Annotated in this window: 27 protein-coding genes and 1 pseudogene; 22 read left to right on the top strand and 6 right to left on the bottom strand. The window is 40.1% G+C overall.

Features of this window, described 5'->3' with window-relative positions; all coding sequences use genetic code 11:
• The first annotated feature begins 91 nt into the window (after positions 1-91).
• Genes PCY17_RS10335 through PCY17_RS10325 form a run of 3 tightly spaced genes read left to right on the top strand, consistent with a single transcriptional unit; the run spans position 92 to position 3,213 of the window.
• A complete protein-coding gene (locus tag PCY17_RS10335; RefSeq protein WP_000231835.1) occupies positions 92-1,465 on the top strand; it encodes a M20/M25/M40 family metallo-hydrolase in 1,374 nt (457 codons plus the stop codon).
• Positions 1,458-2,519 carry a methionine ABC transporter ATP-binding protein gene (locus PCY17_RS10330; RefSeq protein WP_301393864.1) on the top strand — a complete coding sequence of 354 codons (1,062 nt, stop codon included), beginning with the start codon at positions 1,458-1,460 and terminating at the stop codon, positions 2,517-2,519. The genes PCY17_RS10335 and PCY17_RS10330 overlap by 8 nt, the downstream gene beginning before the upstream one ends.
• A 1-nt stretch (position 2,520) precedes the next feature.
• The gene (locus tag PCY17_RS10325; protein ID WP_000818851.1) at positions 2,521-3,213 is read left to right on the top strand and encodes a methionine ABC transporter permease; all 693 of its coding nucleotides are present in this window, start codon (positions 2,521-2,523) and stop codon (positions 3,211-3,213) included.
• Positions 3,214-3,407: 194 nt separating this feature from the next.
• On the opposite strand, the gene PCY17_RS10320 is transcribed toward PCY17_RS10325, so the two are convergent.
• Complete coding sequence (locus PCY17_RS10320) at positions 3,408-3,977, bottom strand: MptD family putative ECF transporter S component (RefSeq protein WP_223140312.1); 570 nt, start codon at positions 3,975-3,977, stop codon at positions 3,408-3,410.
• 131 nt (positions 3,978-4,108) lie between these two features.
• Between PCY17_RS10320 and PCY17_RS10315 the strand changes: the two genes are divergently transcribed.
• The 15 genes and pseudogenes from PCY17_RS10315 to PCY17_RS10245 all read left to right on the top strand — a co-directional run bounded on the left by PCY17_RS10315 (position 4,109) and on the right by PCY17_RS10245 (position 15,195).
• A complete protein-coding gene (locus PCY17_RS10315; protein ID WP_301393859.1) occupies positions 4,109-4,960 on the top strand; it encodes an Rgg/GadR/MutR family transcriptional regulator in 852 nt (283 codons plus the stop codon).
• A 189-nt stretch (positions 4,961-5,149) separates the two neighbouring features.
• Positions 5,150-6,397 (top strand): transporter, encoded by a 1,248-nt coding sequence (locus PCY17_RS10310; protein WP_301393856.1) that lies wholly within the window; start codon positions 5,150-5,152, stop codon positions 6,395-6,397.
• 80 nt (positions 6,398-6,477) lie between these two features.
• Entirely contained in the window at positions 6,478-7,758 is a 1,281-nt protein-coding gene (gene hisS / locus PCY17_RS10305) for a histidine--tRNA ligase (protein WP_301393853.1), read from the top strand.
• Positions 7,758-8,225: pseudogene (locus PCY17_RS12210) on the top strand (hypothetical protein). Before hisS ends, PCY17_RS12210 begins: the two are co-directional and overlap by 1 nt.
• A 9-nt stretch (positions 8,226-8,234) precedes the next feature.
• Positions 8,235-8,441: a helix-turn-helix transcriptional regulator gene (locus PCY17_RS10295; protein WP_001176235.1), complete on the top strand. Its 207-nt coding sequence runs from the start codon at positions 8,235-8,237 to the stop codon at positions 8,439-8,441.
• Positions 8,441-8,629, top strand: a complete 189-nt coding sequence (locus PCY17_RS10290) for a hypothetical protein (RefSeq protein ID WP_075229661.1) — start codon at positions 8,441-8,443, stop codon at positions 8,627-8,629. The genes PCY17_RS10295 and PCY17_RS10290 overlap by 1 nt, the downstream gene beginning before the upstream one ends.
• Positions 8,616-8,819, top strand: coding sequence for a hypothetical protein (locus tag PCY17_RS10285; RefSeq protein WP_301393845.1), 204 nt, complete (start codon positions 8,616-8,618; stop codon positions 8,817-8,819). The genes PCY17_RS10290 and PCY17_RS10285 overlap by 14 nt, the downstream gene beginning before the upstream one ends.
• Positions 8,816-9,166 carry a PspC domain-containing protein gene (locus PCY17_RS10280; RefSeq protein WP_301393842.1) on the top strand — a complete coding sequence of 117 codons (351 nt, stop codon included), beginning with the start codon at positions 8,816-8,818 and terminating at the stop codon, positions 9,164-9,166. Before PCY17_RS10285 ends, PCY17_RS10280 begins: the two co-directional genes overlap by 4 nt.
• Before the next feature lie 14 nt (positions 9,167-9,180).
• A complete protein-coding gene (locus tag PCY17_RS10275) occupies positions 9,181-9,918 on the top strand; it encodes a DUF3169 family protein (RefSeq protein ID WP_301393839.1) in 738 nt (245 codons plus the stop codon).
• 10 nt (positions 9,919-9,928) lie between these two features.
• The gene (locus tag PCY17_RS10270; RefSeq protein WP_301393836.1) at positions 9,929-10,753 is read left to right on the top strand and encodes an ABC transporter ATP-binding protein; all 825 of its coding nucleotides are present in this window, start codon (positions 9,929-9,931) and stop codon (positions 10,751-10,753) included.
• Positions 10,746-11,444 (top strand): ABC transporter permease, encoded by a 699-nt coding sequence (locus tag PCY17_RS10265; RefSeq protein ID WP_301393833.1) that lies wholly within the window; start codon positions 10,746-10,748, stop codon positions 11,442-11,444. Before PCY17_RS10270 ends, PCY17_RS10265 begins: the two co-directional genes overlap by 8 nt.
• 9 nt (positions 11,445-11,453) lie before the next feature.
• Complete coding sequence (locus PCY17_RS10260) at positions 11,454-12,095, top strand: CPBP family intramembrane glutamic endopeptidase (RefSeq protein ID WP_301393831.1); 642 nt, start codon at positions 11,454-11,456, stop codon at positions 12,093-12,095.
• An 18-nt stretch (positions 12,096-12,113) separates the two neighbouring features.
• Positions 12,114-12,329, top strand: coding sequence for a hypothetical protein (locus PCY17_RS10255; RefSeq protein WP_000832173.1), 216 nt, complete (start codon positions 12,114-12,116; stop codon positions 12,327-12,329).
• A gap of 148 nt (positions 12,330-12,477) precedes the next feature.
• The gene (gene aspS, locus PCY17_RS10250) at positions 12,478-14,235 is read left to right on the top strand and encodes an aspartate--tRNA ligase (RefSeq protein ID WP_301393826.1); all 1,758 of its coding nucleotides are present in this window, start codon (positions 12,478-12,480) and stop codon (positions 14,233-14,235) included.
• Between the two features lie 18 nt (positions 14,236-14,253).
• On the top strand, positions 14,254-15,195 hold the full coding sequence (locus PCY17_RS10245) for a YitT family protein (RefSeq protein WP_301393824.1): 942 nt from the start codon (positions 14,254-14,256) through the stop codon (positions 15,193-15,195).
• Positions 15,196-15,258: 63 nt separating this feature from the next.
• Here PCY17_RS10245 and PCY17_RS10240 read toward each other — a convergent pair whose 3' ends face one another.
• From PCY17_RS10240 to PCY17_RS10220, 5 genes are all read right to left on the bottom strand, one after another.
• The gene (locus tag PCY17_RS10240) at positions 15,259-16,245 is read right to left on the bottom strand and encodes a LacI family DNA-binding transcriptional regulator (RefSeq protein WP_049526424.1); all 987 of its coding nucleotides are present in this window, start codon (positions 16,243-16,245) and stop codon (positions 15,259-15,261) included.
• 9 nt (positions 16,246-16,254) lie between these two features.
• A complete protein-coding gene (locus PCY17_RS10235; protein ID WP_301393821.1) occupies positions 16,255-17,055 on the bottom strand; it encodes a DUF1189 domain-containing protein in 801 nt (266 codons plus the stop codon).
• Between the two features lie 207 nt (positions 17,056-17,262).
• Positions 17,263-18,105 (bottom strand): sugar ABC transporter permease, encoded by an 843-nt coding sequence (locus PCY17_RS10230; RefSeq protein ID WP_049531176.1) that lies wholly within the window; start codon positions 18,103-18,105, stop codon positions 17,263-17,265.
• A gap of 1 nt (position 18,106) precedes the next feature.
• The gene (locus tag PCY17_RS10225) at positions 18,107-19,396 is read right to left on the bottom strand and encodes a sugar ABC transporter permease (protein ID WP_301393815.1); all 1,290 of its coding nucleotides are present in this window, start codon (positions 19,394-19,396) and stop codon (positions 18,107-18,109) included.
• A gap of 123 nt (positions 19,397-19,519) precedes the next feature.
• Positions 19,520-20,791: an extracellular solute-binding protein gene (locus PCY17_RS10220; protein ID WP_301393812.1), complete on the bottom strand. Its 1,272-nt coding sequence runs from the start codon at positions 20,789-20,791 to the stop codon at positions 19,520-19,522.
• A gap of 417 nt (positions 20,792-21,208) precedes the next feature.
• Between PCY17_RS10220 and malQ the strand changes: the two genes are divergently transcribed.
• The 4 genes from malQ to PCY17_RS10205 form a co-directional block, all read left to right on the top strand.
• Positions 21,209-22,726, top strand: coding sequence for a 4-alpha-glucanotransferase (gene malQ, locus PCY17_RS10215; RefSeq protein ID WP_301393809.1), 1,518 nt, complete (start codon positions 21,209-21,211; stop codon positions 22,724-22,726).
• Between the two features lie 22 nt (positions 22,727-22,748).
• Positions 22,749-25,007 (top strand): glycogen/starch/alpha-glucan family phosphorylase, encoded by a 2,259-nt coding sequence (gene glgP / locus PCY17_RS10210; RefSeq protein WP_301393805.1) that lies wholly within the window; start codon positions 22,749-22,751, stop codon positions 25,005-25,007.
• Between the two features lie 384 nt (positions 25,008-25,391).
• Positions 25,392-25,628, top strand: coding sequence for a hypothetical protein (locus PCY17_RS12205; protein ID WP_367400509.1), 237 nt, complete (start codon positions 25,392-25,394; stop codon positions 25,626-25,628).
• A partial coding sequence (locus PCY17_RS10205) for an IS630 transposase-related protein (RefSeq protein WP_301393612.1) occupies positions 25,592-25,677 on the top strand: 86 nt, incomplete at its 3' end. The genes PCY17_RS12205 and PCY17_RS10205, both read left to right, overlap by 37 nt.

The raw sequence follows: 25,677 nt of genomic DNA, 5'->3' as shown, positions 1-25,677 counted from the left end.
ACCTCTTGCTTTTATATAGAGACTAAAGAAAAGGAACATCCACTTGTATTGATTCCAAAGGTACAAGTCCTAGTAGAAAGGTAGAGAGAAAATGGTTTTCCCTAGCCAAGAAGAACAAATTGAAAAGTTTGAAAAGGATCATGTGGCGCAACATTACTTTGAAGTTTTGCGGACCTTGATTTCTAAAAAATCAGTCTTTGCCCAACAAGTCGGCTTGAAAGAAGTGGCTCGTTATCTAGGCGAGATCTTCAAGCGTGTAGGTGCAGAGGTCGAGATTGATGAGAGTTATACGGCACCCTTTGTCATGGCGCATTTTAAAAGTTCACGCCCAAATGCCAAGACTATCATTTTCTACAACCACTATGACACAGTACCTGCGGATGGCGACCAAGTCTGGACAGAGGATCCATTTACGCTTTCTGTCCGTGATGGCATCATGTATGGACGCGGGGTTGACGATGACAAGGGACATATCACTGCCCGCTTGAGTGCTCTTAGAAAATACATGCAGCATCACGATGATCTACCAGTCAATATCAGTTTCATCATGGAAGGAGCTGAAGAGTCTGCCTCTATGGACTTGGACAAATATCTAGAAAAACATGCGGACAAGCTTCGTGGTGCAGATTTATTGGTCTGGGAACAAGGAACCAAAAATGCCTTGGAACAGCTAGAAATCTCTGGTGGGAACAAAGGAATTGTGACTTTTGATGCCAAGGTCAAGAGTGCCGATGTGGATATCCACTCTAGCTATGGCGGTATTGTAGAGTCAGCGCCTTGGTATCTCATTCAAGCTTTGACCAGTTTGCGAGCTGCAGATGGACGTATTTTAGTTGAGGGCTTGTACGATGAGGTTCAAGAGCCTAACGAACGAGAGTTAGCCTTGGTTGAAACCTATGCCCAACGCAATCCAGAAGAAATCAGCCAGATTTATGGCTTGGAATTGCCACTTTTACAAGAGGAACGTACAGCCTTTCTAAAGCGTTTCTTCTTTGAGCCAGCCCTCAATATCGAGGGTATCCAGTCAGGTTATCAAGGGCAAGGTGTTAAAACGATTCTACCAGCAGAGGCTAGTGCCAAGCTAGAAGTTCGTTTGGTTCCTGGCTTGGACCCACATGATGTTTTGGATAAAATCCGGAAACAACTAGACAAAAACGGCTTTGATAAGGTAGAATTATACTATACCTTGGGTGAGATGAGTTATCGAAGTGATATGAGTGCACCATCTATTCTCAATGTTATTGAGTTAGCCAAGAAATTCTATCCACAGGGCGTATCTGTCTTGCCAACAACTGCTGGGACAGGTCCTATGCATACGGTATTCGATGCCTTAGAAGTACCTATGGTTGCCTTTGGTCTAGGAAATGCTAATAGCCGAGACCATGGTGGAGACGAGAATGTACGAATCGCCGATTATTACACCCATATTGAATTAGTAGAGGAGCTGATTAGAAGCTATGAGTAGAGATATTATCAAGTTAGATCAGATCGATGTGACTTTTCACCAAAAGAAAAGAACCATCACAGCGGTCAAGGATGTGACTATTCACATCCAAGAAGGGGATATCTACGGAATCGTTGGATATTCTGGAGCAGGGAAATCAACCCTAGTTCGTGTGATTAACCTCTTGCAAAAACCATCTGCAGGTAAGATTACTATTGATAATGATGTGATTTTTGATGGCAAGGTTACCTTAACTGCTGAGCAATTACGCCATAAACGTCAAGATATTGGGATGATTTTCCAACACTTCAACCTCATGAGCCAGAAAACAGCAGAGGAAAATGTAGCCTTTGCTCTCAAACACTCTGGACTCAGCAAGGAAGAAAAGAAGGCTAAAGTAGCTAAGTTGTTGGACTTGGTTGGTCTTGCAGATCGTGCCGAAAACTATCCTTCACAACTATCTGGAGGTCAAAAACAACGTGTGGCTATTGCGCGTGCCTTGGCCAATGATCCAAAAATCTTGATTTCAGACGAGTCAACTTCAGCTCTTGATCCAAAGACAACGAAACAAATCTTGTCACTCTTGCAAGAATTGAACCGTAAACTAGGTTTGACCATTGTCCTGATTACACACGAGATGCAGATTGTCAAAGACATTGCTAACCGTGTAGCAGTGATGCAGGATGGTCGATTGATTGAAGAAGGTAGCGTTCTTGAAATCTTCTCAGATCCTAAGCAGCCATTGACTCAGGACTTTATCTCGACTGCGACAGGTATTGATGAAGCTATGGTCAAGATTGAGAAACAAGAAATTGTAGAGCACTTATCTGAAAACAGCATTTTGGTACAACTCAAGTATGCAGGCGCTTCTACAGATGAGCCACTTTTGAATGAATTGTACAAGCACTACCAAGTAACAGCCAATATTCTCTATGGAAACATTGAAATTTTGGATGGTACTCCTGTAGGTGAACTTGTGGTTGTCTTGTCAGGAGAAAAAGAAGCCTTGATAAGCGCTCAAGATGCTATCCGTCAGGCTGGTGTGCAACTAAAAGTATTGAAGGGAGGACAGTAAGATGGCAGAATTGATTAAAGCATACTTACCAAACGTCTATAAGATGGGTTGGTCTGGTCAGGCTGGCTGGGGAACAGCAATCTACTTGACCCTTTATATGACGGTTCTTTCCTTCCTCATCGGAGGTTTCCTAGGGCTGGTTGCAGGGCTTTTCCTTGTCTTGACAGCTCCAGGTGGTGTCTTGGAAAATAAAGTTGTTTTCTGGATTTTGGACAAGATTACCTCTATCTTCCGTGCGGTGCCATTCATCATTCTCTTGGCTGTCTTGTCACCCTTCTCTCATCTAATCGTAGGGACAAGTATCGGACCAAATGCGGCTATTGTACCCCTATCTTTTGCAGTCTTTGCCTTCTTTGCTCGTCAGGTACAGGTGGTATTGGCTGAGCTAGATGGTGGTGTCATCGAGGCAGCTCAAGCTAGCGGAGCTACTTTCTGGGACATCGTAGGTGTTTACCTATCAGAAGGTCTACCAGACTTGATCCGTGTGACAACGGTGACCTTGATCTCACTAGTCGGTGAAACAGCTATGGCGGGAGCGGTCGGAGCAGGTGGTATCGGTAACGTAGCTATCGCCTATGGATTTAACCGTTTCAATCATGATGTAACAGTTCTTGCGACTCTCATCATTATCCTGATTATCTTTACAATTCAGTTCTTGGGAGACTTTTTGACCAAGAAATTAAGTCATAAATAAAAAAAGAGCCAGCTAGCTCTCAGATTGAAGAAAAAGTCATTTTTGGACAATTTTCTTCAATCTTTTTCTTTTACTAGAGAAAATAAAAAACTCTTAAAAATGGTATGTTTCAGCATTTCTAAGAGTTTTCAAGATGTAGTAAAATTACCGAAAGGGTTTGTCTACCTACTGAGAGCCGTAAGGCTCTTTTTCTATCACATTTTATCTGCGAATTTCTTACTAAGCGCTTGTCCAATAAGGGCGCCAAGTAAAGCACCAATGAGGACACTTGCTACAAAGAGAAGGATAGTACCAGGATTAGGAGCGACCATGATGCGATCAATATAGTCCTGAGATTTTCCACGAGCAACTAGGGTTGCTATGTAAGCTTGAGGTGTCAACCACATGAGTAGGATGGGACCAGTAGTACCAAAAGCAAAAACTAGGAAGGAAAGAAGGTTCTTGACCTTATCTTTGTAGTGGCCAAGATGAGCAATGCCATCTGCCACAAGTCCACAGATGATTCCTGGCAGGAAGGCTCCAGCTCCATGCTTGCTCCCGAGGAAAAATAGAGAAATTACAAGTCCAATCGTAGTAATCGCTCCAAAACGAGGCACTTTTTCTAAAAGGATCATATAGACGCTACCGCCCACAAGAGCAGAAAAGGCAGGGGCGTAAAACATATTTCCAGTGTGGTCGACAAGGTTTCCTAGTAGAACACCCACTCCGATACAGAGAAAGTAGACAAGGGCAGCTACAAGGGTCGTCAAGATATTCTTTTTCATAAGTTCTCCTTCGTATATCTGATGTTTTTCATTGTACCATGCTTGGCTCAGATTGTAAATGCTGGTTTGGAACTAGTATTTATTAGGAAATGTGGTAAAATAGGAAAAAATAAAAGACGAGTGGTAAGAGGATGAAGAATTTAGGAAAAGTTTTTAAAGAGTTACGAGAATCAAGAAAAATTTCCTTGAGAAAAGCAACAGGTGGACGCTTTTCAGCATCCTTATTGTCGCGTTTTGAAAATGGTCAGAGTGAAATATCTGCTCCAAAGTTAATCACAGTTTTGGAGAATATTCATGCGAGTATGGAAGAATTGTTATTTTTGGCGAGAGGTTTTCATCAGGATGCCTATTCTGAATTTAGAAACAGAATAGTTGAGGCTATTGACCCTCAAGATTTGACATCCTTGCGCACTCTCTACCAGAGAGAATATCAACAACTTCCTTTTTCAAAAGATAGACAGCAACACATTCTCAATGCGATTTTAATAAAATCCTATATGAAAGCTATTGATGAGACGGTTACATTGACCGCTGAGGAAGAAAGAGTCCTACATGATTATCTATTTTCTGTCGAAATTTGGGGACACTATGAATTGTTGTTCTTTTCTTCCTGCTCTCCTCTTTTATCGGTCCAGCTTTTTACAAAGTACACTCGAGAAATGTTGCGGAAGTCAGATTTCTTGCAAGGAGTTGGGAAAAATCGAAATATGATGCACACCTTGCTCCTCAATGCTTTTATGGCCTGTATTGAAATTGATGATTTTACCAATGCCCTCTATTTTAAAAAACAAATTGAAAAGAACTTCTTTGAAGAAAATGAAACCTATTTTCGAATAGTCTACCTATGGGCAGAAGGTTTGCTTGATAGTAAGCAAGGAAGAGCAGAGGAAGGGCAGAGAAAGATGGAGGACGCTATTCGTATTTTTGAGATGATTGGTTGTAGCAAATCTGCTGACTATTATAGAAGCACCATGAAGTGTTGAATATCTGCAACTAGATAAAATAACTTGAAACGATAGGACTGTGAAGATACTTATTAGCATTAGACAAATTCTATCGTTTTCGTTATCAGTTTAGTCTGTTGCATATATTCAAAAATGTCTTCTCGTAAGATTCTTGATGCTATACTAGAGCTACCATAAAAGTAGTATGTGAGAAAGAGAGGAATCTATATGAAACTATTACTAAGAAATCAAGCTTACAGAGTTTTGAGTTTATCACGATTTTTCAATGCTTTTGGAGCTTCCATTTTTAATTTAGTATTTATGGTCTATGCCTCAACTTTGCCAGAGGCTTCTGTTGCCGTTGCAATGGCGAATGTTGTGATGATGCTTCCAACTCTTTTTACAGTTTTTGTGGGAATTCGGGCAGATTACACGAGGTACAAGGTCAAATGGATGACCTATGTCGGTTTATTTCAGGCGGTTTTATTTTTTCTAGCAGCCCTAGTTGTTCAGCAAGCTAGTTTCTTTGCCTTTTCGACCCTTTGCCTCATCAATGTCATTAGTGATGTAGCCAGTGATTTTGCGGGTGGCTTGCGAATGCCTCTCGTTAAAGAAAAAGTAGCAGAGCCAGATTTGATGGAGGCCTATTCCTTTTCACAGTTTATTACCTACATCTCTGCGATTGGCGGGCAGGCTTTCGGAGTATGGCTATTAGGGGTGTCGACACAGAACTTTTCGCTCGTAGCGGGAATCAATGCTATATTTTTCCTAGTGTCAGCTCTCATTCTCTTTTTAGGAAGGGCTGAATTAAGCTTATCAACTCCACTTGTTGATAGTAAATCACTGAAAAATGAGAAACTTTCTATCAAAGATCAATTTTTAACGATTTACCGAAACTTACGTCTCGTTTTTCTTAAAAGTGGACAGAAAAACTTTGGTTTTATGCTCTTTGCTATCTTGCTTATCAATGCTTTGGGTGGTGCCTTAGGTGGTATCTATAACATCTTCCTTTTAAATCATTCCTTACTGAATTTTTCCTACAAGGATGCATTGTTTATCTTACAATTGATTACCTTATTAGCAGTTATCATCAGTAGTCTTACGGGAAATGACTATTTGGGGAAGCAATCTTTGCCTAGATTGATGATGTGGGTTACATTAGGAGCCAGTCTAGTTGGTCTATCTAATTTGTTAAACCAAGTCTTGCTTGGGATGCTTTTCGTCTTTTTTACCATGTATATCTCTGGTAAAATTTCCCCTAAAATTAGTGCTCTGCTCATGAAAAATCTTGCTCCAGAGGTTCTCTCTCGTACCAGTAATTTTTTAGGTTTGTTGTTTACTCTATCTATACCAGTGGGGACGGCCTGTTTTTCACTGGTGGCGGTATGGGATATACAGTTGACTTGGATACTTTTCGTAGGTCTTTCTCTGATAGCTATTCTTCTGACAAGTCTCAATCTCAAAAATGAAATTTAGGTGTTCGTCTTCTTTTCACACTGTCCCAATCCCGTCATTTATGGTAAAATAGGACTATTAAGTTATAAAGAGGATTCCCTATGAAATTACAAAAACCAAAAGGAACGCAGGATATTTTACCTGCTGAGTCTGCCAAATGGCAGTACGTTGAAGGATTTGCGCGTGAAATCTTTAAACGCTACAACTATGCAGAAGTACGCACGCCTATTTTTGAACATTATGAGGTCATCAGTCGTTCTGTTGGAGACACAACTGATATCGTAACCAAGGAAATGTATGACTTTTATGACAAGGGTGACCGCCATATCACTCTCCGTCCAGAGGGAACAGCACCAGTTGTTCGTTCTTATGTGGAAAATAAACTCTTCGCACCAGAAGTTCAAAAACCAAGCAAGTTCTACTACATGGGTCCAATGTTCCGCTATGAGCGTCCACAAGCAGGTCGCTTGCGTCAATTCCACCAGATTGGTGTGGAGTGCTTTGGATCTAGCAATCCAGCGACAGATGTGGAAACCATCGCCATGGCAGCCCACTTTTTGAAAGCAATCGGGATTCAAGGGGTGAAACTGCATCTTAATACTCTTGGAAATCCTGAGAGTCGTGCGGCCTATCGTCAAGCCTTGATTGACTACTTGACACCGCTTAAGGAGACCTTGTCTAAGGATAGTCAACGTCGTTTGGAAGAAAATCCTCTCCGTGTCTTGGACTCTAAGGAAAAGGAAGACAAGGTGGCGGTAGAGAATGCGCCGTCTATCCTGGATTACCTGGATGAAGAAAGCCAAGCTCATTTTGATGCCGTCCGTCAAATGTTGGAAAACCTTGGAGTAGATTACATCATCGATACCAATATGGTTCGTGGTTTGGACTACTACAACCACACGATTTTTGAATTCATCACTGAGATTGAGGGCAATGCCTTGACAGTCTGTGCAGGTGGTCGCTACGATGGCTTGGTTGCTTACTTTGGTGGTCCTGAGACTGCTGGATTTGGTTTTGGACTTGGTGTAGAGCGTCTGCTTCTCATCCTTGAAAAGCAAGGTGTGTCTCTCCCTATCGAAAACGCCCTAGATGTCTATATCGCTGTTCTTGGTGAAGTAGCTAATCTTAAAGCCTTGGAGTTGGTACAAGCTCTTCGCCAACAAGGTTTCAAAGCAGAGCGTGATTACCTCAACCGTAAACTCAAAGCGCAATTCAAGTCAGCCGATGTCTTTGCTGCTAAGACTCTTATCACTCTTGGAGAGAGCGAAGTCGAAAGCGGACAAGTGACAGTCAAGAACAACCAAACTCGAGAAGAAGTTCAAGTTTCACTTGAAACAATCAGCCAAAACTTCTCAGAAATCTTTGCAAAATTAGGATTTTAATAACAGATAAACTGGTCAGGATCTTACTCCTGACCTTTTTCTTTTGCAAAATGACAAAAATCTTAAACTTTTTGACAAAGATACTTGTCAAAAATAAAAAGATGTGTTACAATGTAAGCAAGTTAAGAAAAGTATAGCAGAAAGGAACGATTATGTGGGCATTAGGATTTGTACCTCTTATGATAATCTTTTATCTCGACCATACCCAAAAGGTCAAGAAACTAGAGAATAAAATCAAAAAGTTTGAGCAAAAAGAGAAAGGAAATATAGATATGTCAAGATTATTGAAAGAATTAATTGGGAAAAGCCCAACAATCGTTGGACAAGTGTTTGGAACATCTTTATGGGAAGTTGTGGATGTTGATGAGGAATGGGTCAAACTACGTAGTGTTGATAAAAAGGGGAAAGAAAAATTCAAGTTGCAACGTATTGAGGATATCCAAACTGTTGAATTTGACGGAGAGTAGGTGTGTAACATGCAACTAAAAAATCGTCTAAAAGAGCTTCGGGCTCGCGATGGCCTGAATCAAACTGAACTGGCCAAGCTAGCAGGCGTATCCAGGCAAACCATCAGTCTATTGGAGCGGGATGAGTACACGCCCTCCATCGTCATTGCTCTGAAGATTGCTCAGATCTTTAATGAGCCAGTCGAGTCAGTTTTTCGCTTAGAGGAGGACGAGTGATGAATAAGTTTAAAGTGATTTATTACATGAGTGTTCTTGCCCTCATTGTGAATGCTTTCGCTATGGTTGGAACATTACTGGGGTGGTTCTATTTTGTTGAAAGTAAGTATTTGTTTTGGCTTAATTTAGCCCTCTTGTCCATTTTCAATCGGTTGAAGAAAAAGGAGAAAAATGATGAACAAGTATAAAGTGATTTATTATGTAGTTGCCATAGCTTTATTAGTCAGCGTATTTCTACTGATTGGGACAGACTTAGGCTGGTTTAATCTGTACCAAAGTGAGTACTCCTTTTGGATTTACTTTGGCCTCATCCCAGTAGTTGAATGGATTGAAAAGAAATCAAAAGGTTTAGAAGTTGTAAAAGGAGAAGAATTATGAAAGAATTTTTAGCAGGTTTTCAAGTAGATACTGAGAACAAAGCACTTGCAGGTGTTTGTGCAGGTTTAGGAAACTATTTTAACATTCAAGCCAACATTGTTCGTTTGGTGACGCTCTTCTTATTCCTCTCTTCGACGGAAATTGGGATTATAACAGTTGTTCTCTATGCTTATCTAGCAGGTTGGCTAGGTAAAGAGCCATTAGGAGATGGAGCGAAAAAAGCAAGAAACCAAGCTATTATGTTATTTGTTGTTTGTTTGCTTTTGGTGTCACTTGGAGCAGAGGGATTGACAACTATTTTTGAATCAGGGAAAGCCTTTGGTCAATGGTTGGTTGGATTGTTTTAGAAAGAGGTTAAAAGATGGAAAAGAAACGTGGATTATTATTATTTTTAGCAGCTGTTGTCTTTGGAGGTTTCTTGGGCGGTTTTGTAGGGATGTATAAGGCCGGTGCCGAATCCTACGAAGTTATTTTAGATGTAAAAGTCTTGATACCCTGGATATCAACTATTTGTTTACTGTTAGGTTTCATTAGCATTCTTTTGACGTTCAATTTCTTAAAGAAAAGCAGAAAATTTCATTCCTTGTATCAAGAGGATATGGATGATGACCTGAATGAAACCTATTATGTGCAAATGTACCGGAATCTTGAGTTTGGTAACATTGCTTTTAATATTACAAACGTAGCGATTTTATTGGCTCTCTTCATTTCAGCAAGTGAAGTGGTTATACTAAATAGAAGCAATCTAACCTTATCTCTTTCTTTTTTGGGATTAGTGTTGATTTTTAATGCTCAAAAATATTTTTATAAAACCATTGCGATTGTGCGTCAGTTTGATATGGTATTTTTCTCTATGCCAAAGGATATCTTAGATTATGTCAATTCTTACGATGAAGGGGAGCGCCAGGCTAATTTGGAACAGAGTTTTCGGATTTTATTCCAATTACATCAGTATGTCTTGCCAGCTTTGTACTTTTTGATTGCTCTCTTTTCTTTACTGACAGGAGAGATTCAGTTACTAGCCTTCTTGCTTGTCGGAGCAATCCATATTTATATCAATGTGATGCAGTTACCTATGGTGAAACGTTATTTCAAATAAAGGAGTTTCTATGATTCGTGTTGAAAATGTAAGCAAAAGTTTTGGGAGCAAAAAAGCTCTTCACCAGATTTCTTTTGAGATTAAGGAGGGTGAAATCTTTGGTTTTCTTGGGCCTTCTGGCTCAGGTAAAACAACCATGATCAATGTCTTAACAGGCCAGTTAACTGCAGATCAAGGTAACACAATTTTGTTAGGCAAGAATTCTCAAGATTTAACCTCAAATGATTTGGAACAAATCGGTATAGTTAGTGATGGCAGTGGTTTTTATGAAAAGATGAGTCTTTACAAAAATCTTCTCATCTATGCAAAGTTATATGGCCTCAAGTCAGATAGAGTAAATCAGGTGCTCCAACAGGTTGGATTGGCAGATGCTAAAGATATTATCGCAGAAAAACTATCTACAGGAATGAAACAACGAATGTTCTTGGCTCGTGCCCTTCTTAATGCTCCTAAGATTCTTTTTCTAGATGAGCCAACCAGTGGGCTAGACCCTACAACATCTAAGATGATTCATACCCTACTTCAAGAATTAAAACAGGCGGGGACAACTATCTTTCTGACCACGCATGATATGAATGAAGCAAATTTGCTTTGTGATCGCTTATCTCTTTTAAATAAGGGAAATTTAGTAGAGTATGGAAGTCCACAAGAGATTATTCAAAAATACCATGTGGATAAGAAAGTACGTGTAGGTTATAAAGATGGAAGAGAACAAATAGTTCTGTTTGAAGAATTGCCGCATTTAGACACGACAGATTTGATGGTTGTTCACTCTTGTGAACCAACTTTAGAAGAGATCTTTATCAGATTAACAGGAGAAAAGTTAGATGTTTAGAAAATTAAATGCCCTACTATGGTTAAGATTACAAGTTCTTATTAGCAATTCAACTTTGTTAGCAACTTTATTGATGCCTTTTGGTATTGCTGTTTTATTAAATGAATTTTTAAATAAGAATGGAGAAGTGAGTCTATTTTTACTATCTGCTAGCTTGACGATGGTCTTGAGCATGGGAAGTGGTTACATGGTATCGATTATGATGGCAGAAGATAAGGAAAAAAGAAATCTCAAATCACTTATTCTAAGTGGTGTGACAGCAACAGAATATACTTTCAGTATGCTCGTTCTTCCTATTTTGATAATGTTACTTGCTATGATTGTACTTCCCATCTATCTTAAAGTAAACGTATCTGGTTATTTATTTGCCTATGCTATCTATTTGCTTCTAGCAACTATTTGTATTATTTTTCTCAACCTTCTAATCGGTGCAGTATCAGATACTCAATCTAAAGCGCAAGTCTATAGTATCTTTCCTATGTTAATTGTCTCTTTTTTACCCACGATTGCTTCTCAAAATAATACGGTTCAAAAACTGTTGGACTATTCTTTTATCGGTCCTTTTGTAGGTCTATTAAAAGAAGGTGGAGGAGAATTGTCTCTGGGAAATCTTGGTCTTTTATTGTCATGGGTCCTTGTTCTAGGCCTAGCATGTCTCTTTGTATTGAAAAATAGTTATAAAGGTAAATAGGAGAATCTTATGAAAACACTTCAAAATATCGGTTGGTATAGTCTTACTTTCTTATCATTTATTATGGTCTATAGTTTTATTCAGGGCGTAGGCTTAGAAGCCATGAAAATGGGTGCGCCTGAATATGTTGCTGTTCCAATTTATGTCTTATTAGCAGGAATTTTCACCTTCGTTACCTACAAGTGGTATAAGACAGGAACCGTTACGATTGAAAAAACAGCCCTTAACAAATACATCTGGTTGCCTGCCTTGGTATGGGCCCTTGTCATTGTTGCCCAATTCTTTTTGCCAAATGATCCATCAGTCAATCAACAGACGGCAGAACAATTGACTCATAATCAACCTCTCTTCGCTTTCTTCATGATAGTTGTCTTTGCGCCCCTGACAGAAGAGTTAACCTTTAGAGGTATGCTAGCTCGCTATGTCTTCCCTCAACAGGATAACATCAAGCAGACAGCTCTCTTTCTACTAGTAACAAGCATCATCTTTGCCCTTGTTCATTTCCCTGGAACTCCACAACAATTCCTAGTGTATGGTTCCCTCGGTTTGAGCTTGGGGTTGGCTTATATCAGCAAGGGTGGACTGGCTTACAGCATCGCTTTACATGCTTTAAATAATTTCATCGGATTTTTAATGATTCTCATGCTATAATAGACTCAGGAGGAAGTCATGAAACGAGTGATATTATTAGCAGTGATTCAGGCAGTTGTTCTCTTCTTTATCATTGGAGCGCTTGCCTATGCTTTTAAAGGGGATTTCTTTTATAACAATCTAGCAGTTATCTTTGCACCAATTGCAGGTATTATGCGATTTGCGACAGCCTATGCAACGGAGATTGTTCTCCCTAAAAAGGCTGCAGAGATTGCTGAAAAGCGTAAAAAATAAAGAGATTCCAAGTAAAATAAGATCCAGCGAATGACTTTGCTGGATTTTTTCATTTATAGCAGGATTCTTCTCAACTTTTCTGATGATTTTCATGAAGAGCCTGCGCTTTTATGGTAAAATAGTAACAGAATAAAAGAGGAGAGAAAACATGAAACGTAGTATGTATGCTGGTCGTGTTCGTGAGGAGCACATCGGACAAGAAATTACCTTGAAAGGCTGGGTTGCACGTCGTCGTGACCTTGGTGGTTTGATCTTTATCGATCTTCGTGACCGTGAAGGAATCATGCAGTTGGTTATCAACCCAGAAAAAGTATCTGCAGAGGTGATGGCAACAGCTGAAAGCCTTCGTAGTGAATTTGTCATCGAGGTGACTGGTCAAGTTGCTGCACGTGAGCAAGCAAATGACAAGTTGGCGACTGGCGCAGTTGAATTGAACGTAACAGCTCTTACTGTACTTAATACAGCCAAAACAACACCATTTGAAATCAAGGATGGTATTGAAGCAAACGATGATACACGTCTACGTTACCGTTACCTTGACCTTCGTCGTCCAGAAATGTTGGAAAACCTTAAACTTCGTGCTAAGGTAACTCATTCTATCCGTAACTACTTGGATGAGTTGGAATTTATCGATGTGGAAACACCATTCCTTTCTAAGTCAACACCAGAAGGTGCGCGTGACTATTTGGTACCATCTCGTGTGAATAAAGGGCATTTTTACGCTCTTCCTCAAAGTCCGCAGATCACAAAACAGTTGTTGATGAATGCTGGATTTGACCGTTACTACCAAATCGTCAAATGTTTCCGTGATGAAGACTTGCGTGGTGACCGTCAGCCTGAGTTCACTCAGGTCGACTTGGAAACTTCTTTCCTTACTGAACAAGAAATCCAAGATATTACAGAAGGCTTGATTGCGCGCGTGATGAAGGAAACAAAAGGCATCGAAGTAACACTGCCATTCCCTCGTATGAAGTACGATGATGCCATGGCTCTTTATGGTTCTGACAAGCCTGATACTCGTTTTGAGATGTTGCTTCAAGACTTGACAGATCTTGTCAAGGGTGTTGATTTCAAAGTCTTCTCAGAAGCACCTGCCGTTAAAGCCATTGTGGTCAAAGGAGCTGCGGACAACTATTCACGTAAAGACATTGACAAGATGACTGAAGTAGCCAAACAGTACGGTGCCAAAGGTCTTGCTTGGGTCAAGGTTGTTGACGGTGAATTAAATGGTCCAGTTGCTAAATTCTTGACTGGCGTTCAGGCAGATTTGACAACAGCACTTGGTCTTGAAGATAAGGACTTGGTTCTCTTTGTAGCAGATACGCTTGAAGTAGCCAATGCAACACTTGGTGCCCTTCGTGGACGTATTGCTAAAGAACTGGGCTTGATTGATACTGACAAGTTCAACTTCCTTTGGGTTGTTGACTGGCCAATGTTTGAATGGTCAGAAGAAGAAGGCCGTTATATGAGTGCCCACCATCCATTTACCCTTCCTCAAGCAGAAACTGCTCATGAGCTTGAAGGTGATTTGGCTAAGGTTCGTGCTATTGCTTACGATATCGTCTTGAACGGTTATGAGCTTGGTGGTGGTAGTCTTCGTATCAACCAAAAAGAACTTCAAGAACGTATGTTCAAAGCTCTTGGTTTCTCAGCAGAAGAAGCAAATGACCAGTTTGGTTTCCTTTTGGAAGCTATGGACTATGGCTTCCCACCACACGGTGGTTTGGCTATCGGTCTTGACCGTTTTGTTATGTTGCTCGCTGGAGAGGAAAATATTCGCGAAGTCATCGCCTTTCCTAAGAACAATAAGGCAACTGACCCAATGACGCAAGCACCATCAACAGTAGCGCTAAAACAATTAGAGGAATTAGATCTGAAATTAAAACCTTCAGGTATGTACGTTTGAAATAATGAGTAGAACAAGATGAAACAAACGAAACGAACTAAAAAGTGGAATCATTATCTTCGTCGCTTTGCTTATCGGGTGAAGCTTTTGCGTGTTTTACAAAGTATTTCTCGAGAAAAATACGATGAAAAAATCTCAGCTTCTCTGGTATATGGTTTTCTATCAGCAGTAGCCGTCAATTTCTTTTTCCAACCAGGGCACGTTTATTCAAGTGGTGCGACAGGTTTGGCCCAGATTATATCTGCCCTTAGTAATCACTGGTTTGGTTTTCATTTCCCGATTTCAGTAGCCTTTTATGCCATCAATATTCCTCTCATGATTTTGGCCTGGTACCAAATTGGGCATAAGTTCACGATTTTTACCTTTATAACGGTATCCATGAGCTCGCTCTTTATCCAGTTTGTGCCTGTAGTGGTCTTAACAGAGGATCCCATCATCAATGCCCTTTTTGGGGGTGTCGTTATGGGACTGGGGATCGGCTTTGCACTACGTCATAACATCTCCAGTGGTGGAACAGACATTGTCAGCTTAACCATTCGTAAGAAGACTGGGCGTAACGTCGGAAGTATCTCTTTCTTGGTTAATGGTACAATCATGTTGATTGCAGGAGTGACCTTTGGTTGGAAATATGCCCTTTATTCCATGATTACTATCTTTGTCTCAAGTCGTGTGACAGATGCAGTTTTCACCAAACAAAAACGCATGCAGGCCATGATTGTTACTAGCAATCCAGATGCCGTCATTGAGAAAATCCATCATAAATTGCACCGTGGAGCGACTATGATCCATGATGCTGAAGGAACTTATAACCACGAACGTAAGGCTGTTTTGATTACGGTTATCACTCGTGCAGAGTTCAATGATTTTAAACTGATCATGAAGCAAGTTGATCCAACAGCCTTTGTTTCTGTTTCAGAAAATGTTCATATTCTAGGACGATTTGTCGAAGTCGAAAACTAATCAATTATAAAAATAGATTACAAAAAACCAACTCTAAGCAAAAGATGTTAGAGTTGGTTTTTCTTATTTTTCAATGATTTCATGTGCAATCACTTGACGATAGCAGATTTGACGATTTTCTTTGACATCGTTGATGATTTGAAGAATCGTCTCAAAGGAAGTGCGACCAAGAGTAAGACTATTAATATTGACATAGGCCGCTAGGTTTAATCTTGGATTAACAGAATCAAAGCTGAGAACAGGGACATTAAGCTGATGTTCGTTGAGGTAGTTACAAACACCTTCAGCTAAGAGGCTATCTGTTGTGATAACAGCATCGGTTTTTGGATCGTATTCAAAAAGTTGTTTGCTAAATTTATAGCCCTTTTCTTCAAGAAATTCATCTGCAAAGAAAGTACGATGACTATCAAGAGGTAGATTGTGTTCTTGAAGGGCTTGCTCGTAACCTCTTAGACGATCCTGCGTAACGTAGAGTTTCTTGGTACCACCGATGAAAGCAATGCGGCTGCATCCTTTTTTGATGAAGTATTCGGCTGCATCAAATCCGGCTTGGATGTTATCGTTGTCAACAAGTGGAATAAAAGGTGATAGTGATTTCCCAAGGATGAGGAAGGGAAATTGTTCTTCTGTAACGAGTTTAACCAAGGGGTCATTTTCTTGGGCATACAAGAAGATAAGACCGTCTACACGCTTTCCATAGACCATCTGTGAAATTGCATTTAAGCGCTCTTTTTCGTCTTTTCCAGTTGCAATCTGGATGGCATAGTGATTTTCTGAAGCAACTTGTGCAATTCCTCTAAGGACAGAAGGAAAGAAAGGATTTTGGTAGAAAACATCTGAATCATCTGGAAGAACCAAGCCGATAACCTGCGTATAACTGCTAACCAGGCTTCGGGCATTGAGGTTAGGATGATAGTTGAGTTCCTTCATTGCCTTTCGAACTCGTTTTTTTGTTTCATCGCTAATGGTTGATTTGTTTTGAATAACACGGGTTACGGTTGAGGGTGAGACCCCTGCAGCCTTGGCCACGTCTTTAATCGTAACAGGCATAATAAACTCCTACTTATGGTAGTCTTGATCACGGAAATGCGTTTTGTAAAAGATAGTGACCAGGTATAGAACAAATAAAATATTTTGAACAGTAATCAAAGTTGCCATGTTTTGCCCCAAGAGACCGAGAATCATAGCAAGTAAGGTTGGTAATCCTAAACAGTTCAAAATGAAATGATAGCACTCTTTGTAGCTTTTAAATGAAAAGAGACGTGATTTTTTCGTAAAGTAGAGCAAGAGGCTAGAACCTAGAGCAACGATGAAAAAATTAAGTCCGAAGAGGAAGCTAGAACCTAACACAAGAAAGAGGCTAACATAGATACGATTCTGTTGATACCAGTCTTTAGAAATGTCTTGTGTTAAGCTTTCCTTGCTTTGGAAACTATCGGTCGTGATCGCATGATAGCGAATGCTAGTCAATTCTTTTCCTTGCTTGCTGATGATGAGTTTCTCAGGTTCAAAGTTCAGAAGTAATTCCTCAGGGAAGTTTGAACTAGAAGGGTCTCCGATTTGGATAGAAGCTTGATGAGGAGATGAACCTGTATAGCTCAACTTACCATCTACAATCTTTGCATTGGTAGCCAAATCCTGAACCACACTATCCGTCAAAGGAGTGTAGACATCATCGATGAAAGTTTCTAAAGGATAAGTTTCCTGAGAACTGTTCTGGATGGCAATAGGGACCATAGACAAACTAATCAGGAAAATACTGGTAAAAATCAGTTGAAACCAGTTGAGACCAAAACGTTGAGATAGGGGCTTACGAAATCCCCAAATACTATTAAAATAAGAAAATGGATATGGTAACATAAATCTCTTTCTATAGGCATTTTTCTATATGAGTATTATATAGAGAAATGTATTTTATTTCAAGCGGGGATAGTAGAATCCTTGGTAAAAGTGAATGTTTGTTATGATTCGTCCACTAACTAACAAGGTAATCTCAGCAAGCTCTTGTTTCTCACCAGACAATCGATGTACAAGGTCAAAAATGAAAAAGGGTGGCGGGGGGGTATATTACCCCTTGTCGCCACCGCTTGTAAGTCCTGAAACGAAGTTCTTTTGCAAGAAGAAGAAAAGTGTACAGATTGGAAGGGCGATGAGGATAGCACCTGCTGAGAAGTAGGCAATCTTCATGTTCTTCACATTGCTAACGAAGGTCTGTAGACCAACGGCAACTGTAAAGTATTCTTTTTCACGAAGCAAGAAACTAGAGAGGATATAGTCTCCGAAAGGTCCCATGAAGGCCCAGAGTGCTTGTACAGCAACCATTGGACGAACAAGAGGGAGAACGATTTGCCAGAAGCGGCGGAAATGTCCTGCACCATCAAGTTTTGCAGACTCATCAAGAGACATTGGCACGGTGTCAAAGTAACCTTTCATCAACCAAGCATTCATAGGGATACCTCCACCAACGTAGAGGAAGATGAGGAACCAGCTATGGTTAAGGGCATTCAACATGAGGGCCATAACGAAGAAGGCAGTCAAAGCAGCCATTGTAGGCACCATTTGGATAATCAAGAAGAAGACCAAACTTTGTTTACGAGCCAAGAAGTTGTAACGGCTATAGGCGTAACCAGCAAGTACGATAATACTTGTTTGTACAACCATAGTGATCAAAGCGATGATCAAAGTGTTGAGGTACCATGTACCGTACAAGGTTTCTGTAAAGAGCCCTTTAAAGTTATCAAAATTGAAGTCGATGTTAGTATCGAGTTTAAAGGCTGCGACGTTACCTGCCTTGAAGGCTGACATGATAGTAATCAACAGTGGATAGATAATCACGATTGAAAGGCCAATCAAGTAGAGGTAAGTAAGGGTTTGAGTCAGTCTACGTTTGAGTTTGATTGAGTTATTCATCTTAGACGTCCTCCATATCAAATGCGTGTAGTTTCTTGAATGCAATCATAGAGATTGAGATGACAATGATAGAGATAATCAAGGTAACAGCTGCCGCCATAGAGTATTGAGGAGATGTACCCGTTGTCAAACGGTAGATCCATGAGATCAAGATATCGGTTGAACCAGCTCCACCACCGACACTACCAGGACCACCGCCATTGAAGAGGTACATGATAGAGAAGTTGTTGAAGTTGAAGGTGTATTGGCTGATCAAAGTAGGTGCCGCAACAGCCAAGATCATTGGGAAAGTGATGTTGCGGAATTTTTGCCAAGCGTTTGCACCGTCGATATAAGCTGCTTCATACAAGTCGTTTGGAATAGACTGTAGGATACCGAGAGTAAGGACATAGATATAAGGGAATCCAAGCCAACCTTGCATCATAATCAAGGCAACCTTAGTCCAAGTAGGGTCTGTTTTCCAAGGGATGAGTGCCCCGTCAAGGAATGGAAGAACCTTAGCAAAAAGTGGCAAAACTTGGGTATTGATAGCACCAACACTATCGTTGAACATGTTTGAGAATGTCAAGATAGTGATGAAGGCTGGAACCGCCCAAGGCAGAAGGAAGATAACACCAAAGATACGTTTCCCCTTGATGAATGGTTGGTTGGCAATAATAGCTGTGAAGATACCGATTACAATCTGTAAAGTTGATGCAGACAAAGCCCAGATAATAGTCCAAGAAAGAACAGAACCGAAGGCTGAACGGAAGGTACTCAAGCTCCAGATATTTGTGAAGTTAGTCAAACCAACCCAGTCTAACAATTTGTTTGGTGGTAAGTGTTGGAAATCGTAGTTAGTAAAGGCAATCATCAAGGTTACAATAACCGGGAAGATAATCGCAAATGTCATGGCAACGTAAGATGGGATAATGAGCAAGTATGGGAATCCATTTTCATAGATACCTTTAATCATATCCTTAAGTGTCAATGGGACAGGGATGCCATTATTGATACGTTTTGCAATAGTGTGAGCGTCTTTAATATTGAGAATATAAAAGGCTAGATAAACAATTACAAAAATAGAGTGAAATGCACCACGAATCAACATGAAGAGAGAGTTGTCACGGCCAGGTTTTTCCCCAAGTGTGATCAAGTTGCTCAATTCAGGTGCTGCAAGTGCTATAAAATAGAGGACAAAAACTACTGTTACAGCAAGGAAGATAAAACCTTTAGCTTTTTGTTTATTATAGATTTGCCCCAACCCAGGAATCAATGAAAGCAAGACTGCTTTTTTTGGTTGTTGTTCCATGAGTGCTCCTTTCATAAGATACGAGCGTTGAGCTCGATGCTAATCAGTAAAACTACTGAAAACATTGTCAGTGTATCTAAAAATCAAGGGAGATGTTTGAATTATCTCCCTTGAAGCAATCAATTAGTTACCAAATTTTTGTTGGATTGTTTCTTTGATCAATGTTACAGCATCATTAGCAGCTGTTTTAGCATCTTTCTTACCACTTACAGCTTCAAATAGCATTGTTTTAGCTGGGTCCCAAACAGCTGACATTTGAGGGATGTTTGGCATTGGTTGAGCGTTTTGGAACTGTTTGATAACAGCTGTTGTCAACTCATCGTTTTTACCTTCAGCATATGAACGAGCCTCAGTGTTAGCTGGGATTTCGTTAGTTTTATCATAGAAGGCTTTTTGTTCTTCAGTTGAAACAAGGAAGTCTACAAATTTTTGAGCAGCTTCAAGGTTCTTAGTACTTGATGGGATGATCCAAGCTTTACCACCACCGAATGTTTCATAGTTTTTACCGTTTGGAAGAGTTGGGATAGTCGCAACACTGTAGTTTACTTTAGCATCTTTGAAGGCCTGAGCTTTCCAAGGACCATCAATGATAGCAGCTGTTTTACCTTCTTGGAATTGAGTTTGGATTAGGTTTGGAGCTCCTTCCGTATCTTGCATACCTTTAGGCCATTTTTCGTACCAAGTTTTAGCGTAGTTGACAGCAGTGATAGCTCCTTCGTTTGCAAGTCCGATATCTTTAGGATCTTTACCGTTGTCACCAAATACGTAACCGCCGTTACCAGCAAGAAGTCCGTATGCATAGTAGAAGTTTGTCCAGTCAGCAAGGAAGGCAGTTGTTTTACCATCTTCACCAGCGAAGGCATATTTGCTATCTTTAGCAAGGTTTTCCAAGTCAGCAAAAGTTTTTGGAGCTTCTTTAATCAAGTCTTTATTATAGTACAAAACAAGTGACTCGATAACAGCAGGAGCACCGTAAACTTTACCGTCAGCAGCTGTTACAAGAGATTTAGTTTTATCATCTGTTTTAGCACCGTCGCTCAATTTCACTTCTGAAAGTTGTCCGTCTTTACCAAGGCTACCTACTCGGTCGTATGGTGCCATCATAACGTCAGCAGCTTTACCAGATTGGTTATCTAGAGAAAGGTTATCGAGACCACCCATTTGGTCTCCTGTTTTGATAGTAACTTTTACTCCAGCTTCTTTTTCGTAAGCTTGTGCAGCTGATTCAGCAAATGCTTTATATTGGTCTTCAACGTATAAAGTAAGTTCTTTACCTTCAGATGAACCAGAATCAGCCGCTTTATCAGCAGTTTTGCTTCCGCAAGCTACCAAAAGCAAGCTAGCAAGAGTAGCAGTACCAAGTACAGCTGCGCTCTTCATGAATTTAGTTGACATAGTGTATTCCTCCTAAAGAATAACAAATTTTATAGTCTAGGGAACGCAAACGTTTTCCCTTATGACCTTAGTATAGCACAAACAGAAAACGGTTGCAAGTATTTTTTTGAAAAAAATTTAAAAAGCTTGTTACTGGCTAATTCCTAAAATTGTTTGTATAATAGAAGAGAAAGATGTAATCGTGTAAATTTCGATTCAAAAATAATTGAAGGGAAACGATTGCATGATTAGGATGATGATTAAAAGAGTATTAAAAATAAGAATATAGTAACTTGAAAGTTTGTCAAAAAAGATTAAACAATAAAAAGTTTTTTTAAAAACGCTTGCATTTATTTTAGAAATGGGTTATACTTTACATAGCGCAAACGTTTGCGCACAAATTTGAACAATTAATAAAAAAACACTTGAGGTGCTATTATGAAGAAACGTCAAAGTGGTGTGTTGATGCACATCTCATCACTTCCAGGAGCTTACGGAATCGGATCATTTGGTCAAAGCGCCTATGATTTCGTTGACTTCTTGGTTCGTACAAAGCAACGTTACTGGCAAATCCTTCCTTTAGGAACAACCAGCTACGGAGATTCTCCTTATCAATCTTTCTCAGCCTTTGCTGGGAACACTCATTTTATCGATCTTGATATTTTGGTAGAGCAAGGCTTATTAGAAGCAGGTGATCTTGAGGGAGTAGACTTCGGTAGCAATCCAACTGAAGTTGACTACGCTAAAATTTACTATGCACGTCGTCCCCTTCTAGAAAAAGCAGTCAAACGTTTCCTTGAAGTTGGAGATGTGAAAGACTTCGAAAGATTTGCTCAAGACAACCAATCATGGCTTGAACTTTTTGCAGAGTATATGGCTATTAAAGAGCATTTTGATAACTTGGCTTGGACAGAGTGGCCAGATGCAGATATTCGTGCGCGTAAAGCTTCTGCTCTTGAAAGCTACCGTGAACAATTGGCAGACAAACTTGTATACCACCGAGTAACCCAATATCTCTTCTTCCAACAATGGTTGAAATTGAAAGCTTACGCTAACGACAACCACATCGAAATCGTTGGGGACATGCCTATCTATGTAGCGGAAGATTCTAGCGACATGTGGGCAAATCCACATCTCTTCAAAACAGATGTCAACGGTAAGGCAACTTGTATCGCAGGATGCCCACCAGATGAATTTTCTGCAACTGGTCAGCTTTGGGGTAATCCAATCTATGACTGGGAAGCAATGGACAAAGACGGTTACAAATGGTGGATTGAACGCTTGCGTGAAAGCTTCAAAATCTACGATATCGTGCGTATCGACCACTTCCGTGGATTTGAGTCTTACTGGGAAATCCCTGCGGGTTCTGAAACAGCGGCACCTGGTAAATGGGTGAAAGGACCTGACTACAAACTCTTTGCAGCCGTTAAAGAAGAACTTGGTGACTTGAACATCATCGCAGAAGACCTTGGATTTATGACTGATGAAGTCATCGAGCTTCGTGAGCGCACTGGATTCCCAGGAATGAAAGTCCTTCAATTTGCTTTCAATCCAGAACACGAAAGTATCGACAGCCCACACTTGGCACCAGCAAACTCAGTTATGTACACTGGAACACACGATAACAACACTGTTCTTGGTTGGTACCGTGATGAGATTGATGATCCAACTCGTGAGTACATGGCTCGTTACACAAACCGTAAAGAGTACGAAACAGTGGTGCATGCTATGCTTCGTACAGCTTTCGCATCAGTAAGTTTCATGACGATTGCTACTATGCAAGATTTGCTAGAATTGGATGGTTCAGCTCGTATGAACTTCCCATCTACTCTTGGTGGAAACTGGTCATGGCGTATGACAGAGGAACAATTGACTCCTGCTGTCGAAGAAACTTTGCTTGACTTGACTACAATTTATCGCCGTATCAATGAAAATTTGGTAAAATTAAAGAAATAAGACATTATCAGGAGACATAAAAATGTTACCATTAAAAGAATTTGTACAAAATCGTTACAATAAATCTATCGCAGAATGTAGCAATGAGGAGCTTTACCTTGCTCTTCTTAACTACAGCAAACTTGCAAGCAGCCAAAAACCAGTGAACACTGGTAAGAAAAAAGTTTATTACATCTCAGCTGAGTTCTTGATTGGTAAACTCTTGTCAAACAACTTGATTAACCTTGGTCTTTATGACGAAGTTAAAAAAGAACTTGCTGACGCAGGTAAAGAGTTGATCGAAATCGAAGAAGTAGAATTGGAACCATCGCTTGGTAATGGTGGTTTGGGACGTTTGGCAGCCTGCTTTATCGACTCAATCGCTACACTTGGATTGAACGGTGACGGTGTTGGTTTGAACTACCACTTTGGTCTTTTCCAACAAGTGCTTAAAAACAACCAACAAGAAACTATTCCTAACGCTTGGTTGACTGACCAAAACTGGTTGGTTCGTTCAAGCCGTAGCTACCAAGTGCCATTTGCACACTTTACATTGACATCTACTCTTTACGATATCGATGTACCTGGTTACAAAACTGCTACGAAAAACCGCTTGCGTTTGTTTGACTTGGATTCAGTTGATTCATCTATCATTGAAGATGGCATTAACTTTGATAAGACAGACATCGCTCACAACTTGACTCTTTTCCTTTACCCAGACGATAGCGACAAACAAGGTGAATTGCTCCGTATCTTCCAACAATACTTCATGGTTTCAAACGGTGCACAATTGATCATCGATGAAGCAATCGAAAAAGGAAGCAACTTGCATGACCTTGCTGACTACGCAGTTGTACAAATCAACGATACTCACCCATCAATGGTGATCCCTGAATTGATCCGTCTTCTGACTGAACGTGGTATCGAACTTGATGAAGCAATCTCTATCGTTCGTAGCATGACTGCCTACACAAACCACACAATTCTTGCTGAAGCCCTTGAAAAATGGCCTCTTGAATTCTTGGAAGAAGTGGTTCCTCACTTGGTACCAATCATCAAAGAATTGGACCGTCGTGTTCGTGCTGAATACAAAGATCCAGCTGTTCAAATCATTGATGAACACGATCGTGTACACATGGCCCACATGGATATCCACTATGGATACAGCGTAAACGGAGTTGCCGCTCTTCACACAGAAATTTTGAAGAACTCTGAGTTGAAAGCTTTCTACGATCTTTACCCAGAAAAATTCAACAACAAAACAAACGGTATCACATTCCGTCGCTGGCTTATGCATGCTAACCCAAGCTTGTCTCACTACTTGGATGAGATTCTTGGTCGCGAATGGCACCATGAAGCTTCTAAATTGGAAGACCTTCTTTCTTACGAAGACAAGGCTGCTGTCAAAGCAAAACTTGAAGATATCAAAGCTCACAACAAACGTAAATTGGCTCGTCACTTGAAAGAACACCAAGGTGTGGAAATCAATACAAACTCTATCTTTGATATCCAAATCAAACGTCTTCACGAGTACAAACGTCAACAAATGAACGCTTTGTATGTGATCCACAAATACTTGGACATCAAGGCTGGTAACATCCCTGCTCGTCCAATCACAGTATTCTTTGGTGGTAAAGCAGCTCCTGCCTACACAATCGCTCAAGACATCATCCACTTGATCCTTTGCTTGTCAGAAGTGATTGCCAACGATCCAGCAGTAGCTCCACACTTGCAAGTGGTAATGGTTGAAAACTACAACGTTACTGCAGCAAGCTTCTTGATCCCAGCATGTGACATCTCAGAACAAATCTCATTGGCTTCTAAAGAAGCTTCAGGTACTGGTAACATGAAATTCATGTTGAACGGAGCTTTGACTCTCGGTACTATGGACGGTGCTAACGTTGAAATCGCTGAGTTGGTTGGCGACGAAAACATCTACATCTTCGGTGAAGATTCAGAAACTGTTATCGACCTTTATGCGAAATCAGCTTACAAATCAAGCGAGTTCTACGCTCGTGAAGCGATCAAACCATTGGTTGACTTCATCGTGAGTGACGCTGTTCTTGCAGTTGGTAAGAAAGAACGCTTGGAACGTCTTTACAACGAATTGATTAACAAAGACTGGTTCATGACTCTTCTTGACTTGGAAGACTACATCAAAGTCAAAGAGCAAATGCTTGCTGATTACGAAGACCGTGATGCATGGTTGGATAAAGTCATCGTCAACATTGCTAAAGCAGGATTCTTCTCATCTGACCGTACAATTGCTCAGTATAATGAAGATATCTGGCACTTGAACTAATACTCTTCGAAAATCAAATTCAAACCGCGTCAACGTCGCCTTGCCGTACTCAAGTACAGCCTGCGGCTAGTTTCCTAGTTTGCTCTTTGATTTTCATTGAGTATAAGATACGAAATTTTATAGTTATTACACTATCTAGCAAAAAAGCGAGTTTCAATTGAAATTCGCTTTTTTGAATGTTATGGACTTGAGGTTAACTGGTCTCAAAAGAAAAAATAATTTGTCAATAATTTTTAGACTTCAAAATCAGACCTAGAGAACACTAAGAAGGTTGTTTGTACTACCTTTAAATCTCAGGTTCTTCTTAGCTGTTACCTCAAATTTCTTGTATTCGTTTACAAACAGTATTATAATAGTATTATAGTAAAGAAAGAGGGTGTTTTTATGTGGAAAAAATATTTTTCAAAATATAAATGGACTGATTTATTTTGGATTCTTTTGGTAATTTGGTCATGCCTTTATATGGGCAATAGCACTTCCTTTCCACTGACTCATCAAGAAATCTCTTTTCATGGATGTTGTTATGGAGCATCACTTGCCTTATATAGTTACTTAGTTTATAAAATACATGTTATAATAAAGCTATGGCATATAGTACAGATTTTAAACAACGAGCATTAAATTACATCAAAGAGGGACACAGCCATGTCGAGGCATCCAAAGTTTTTGA

It is taken from the genome of Streptococcus sp. SO2 (assembly GCF_030440025.1).
The sequence above is the reverse complement of the archived record's forward strand: the minus strand, read 5'-3'. Positions and strand labels throughout refer to the sequence as shown.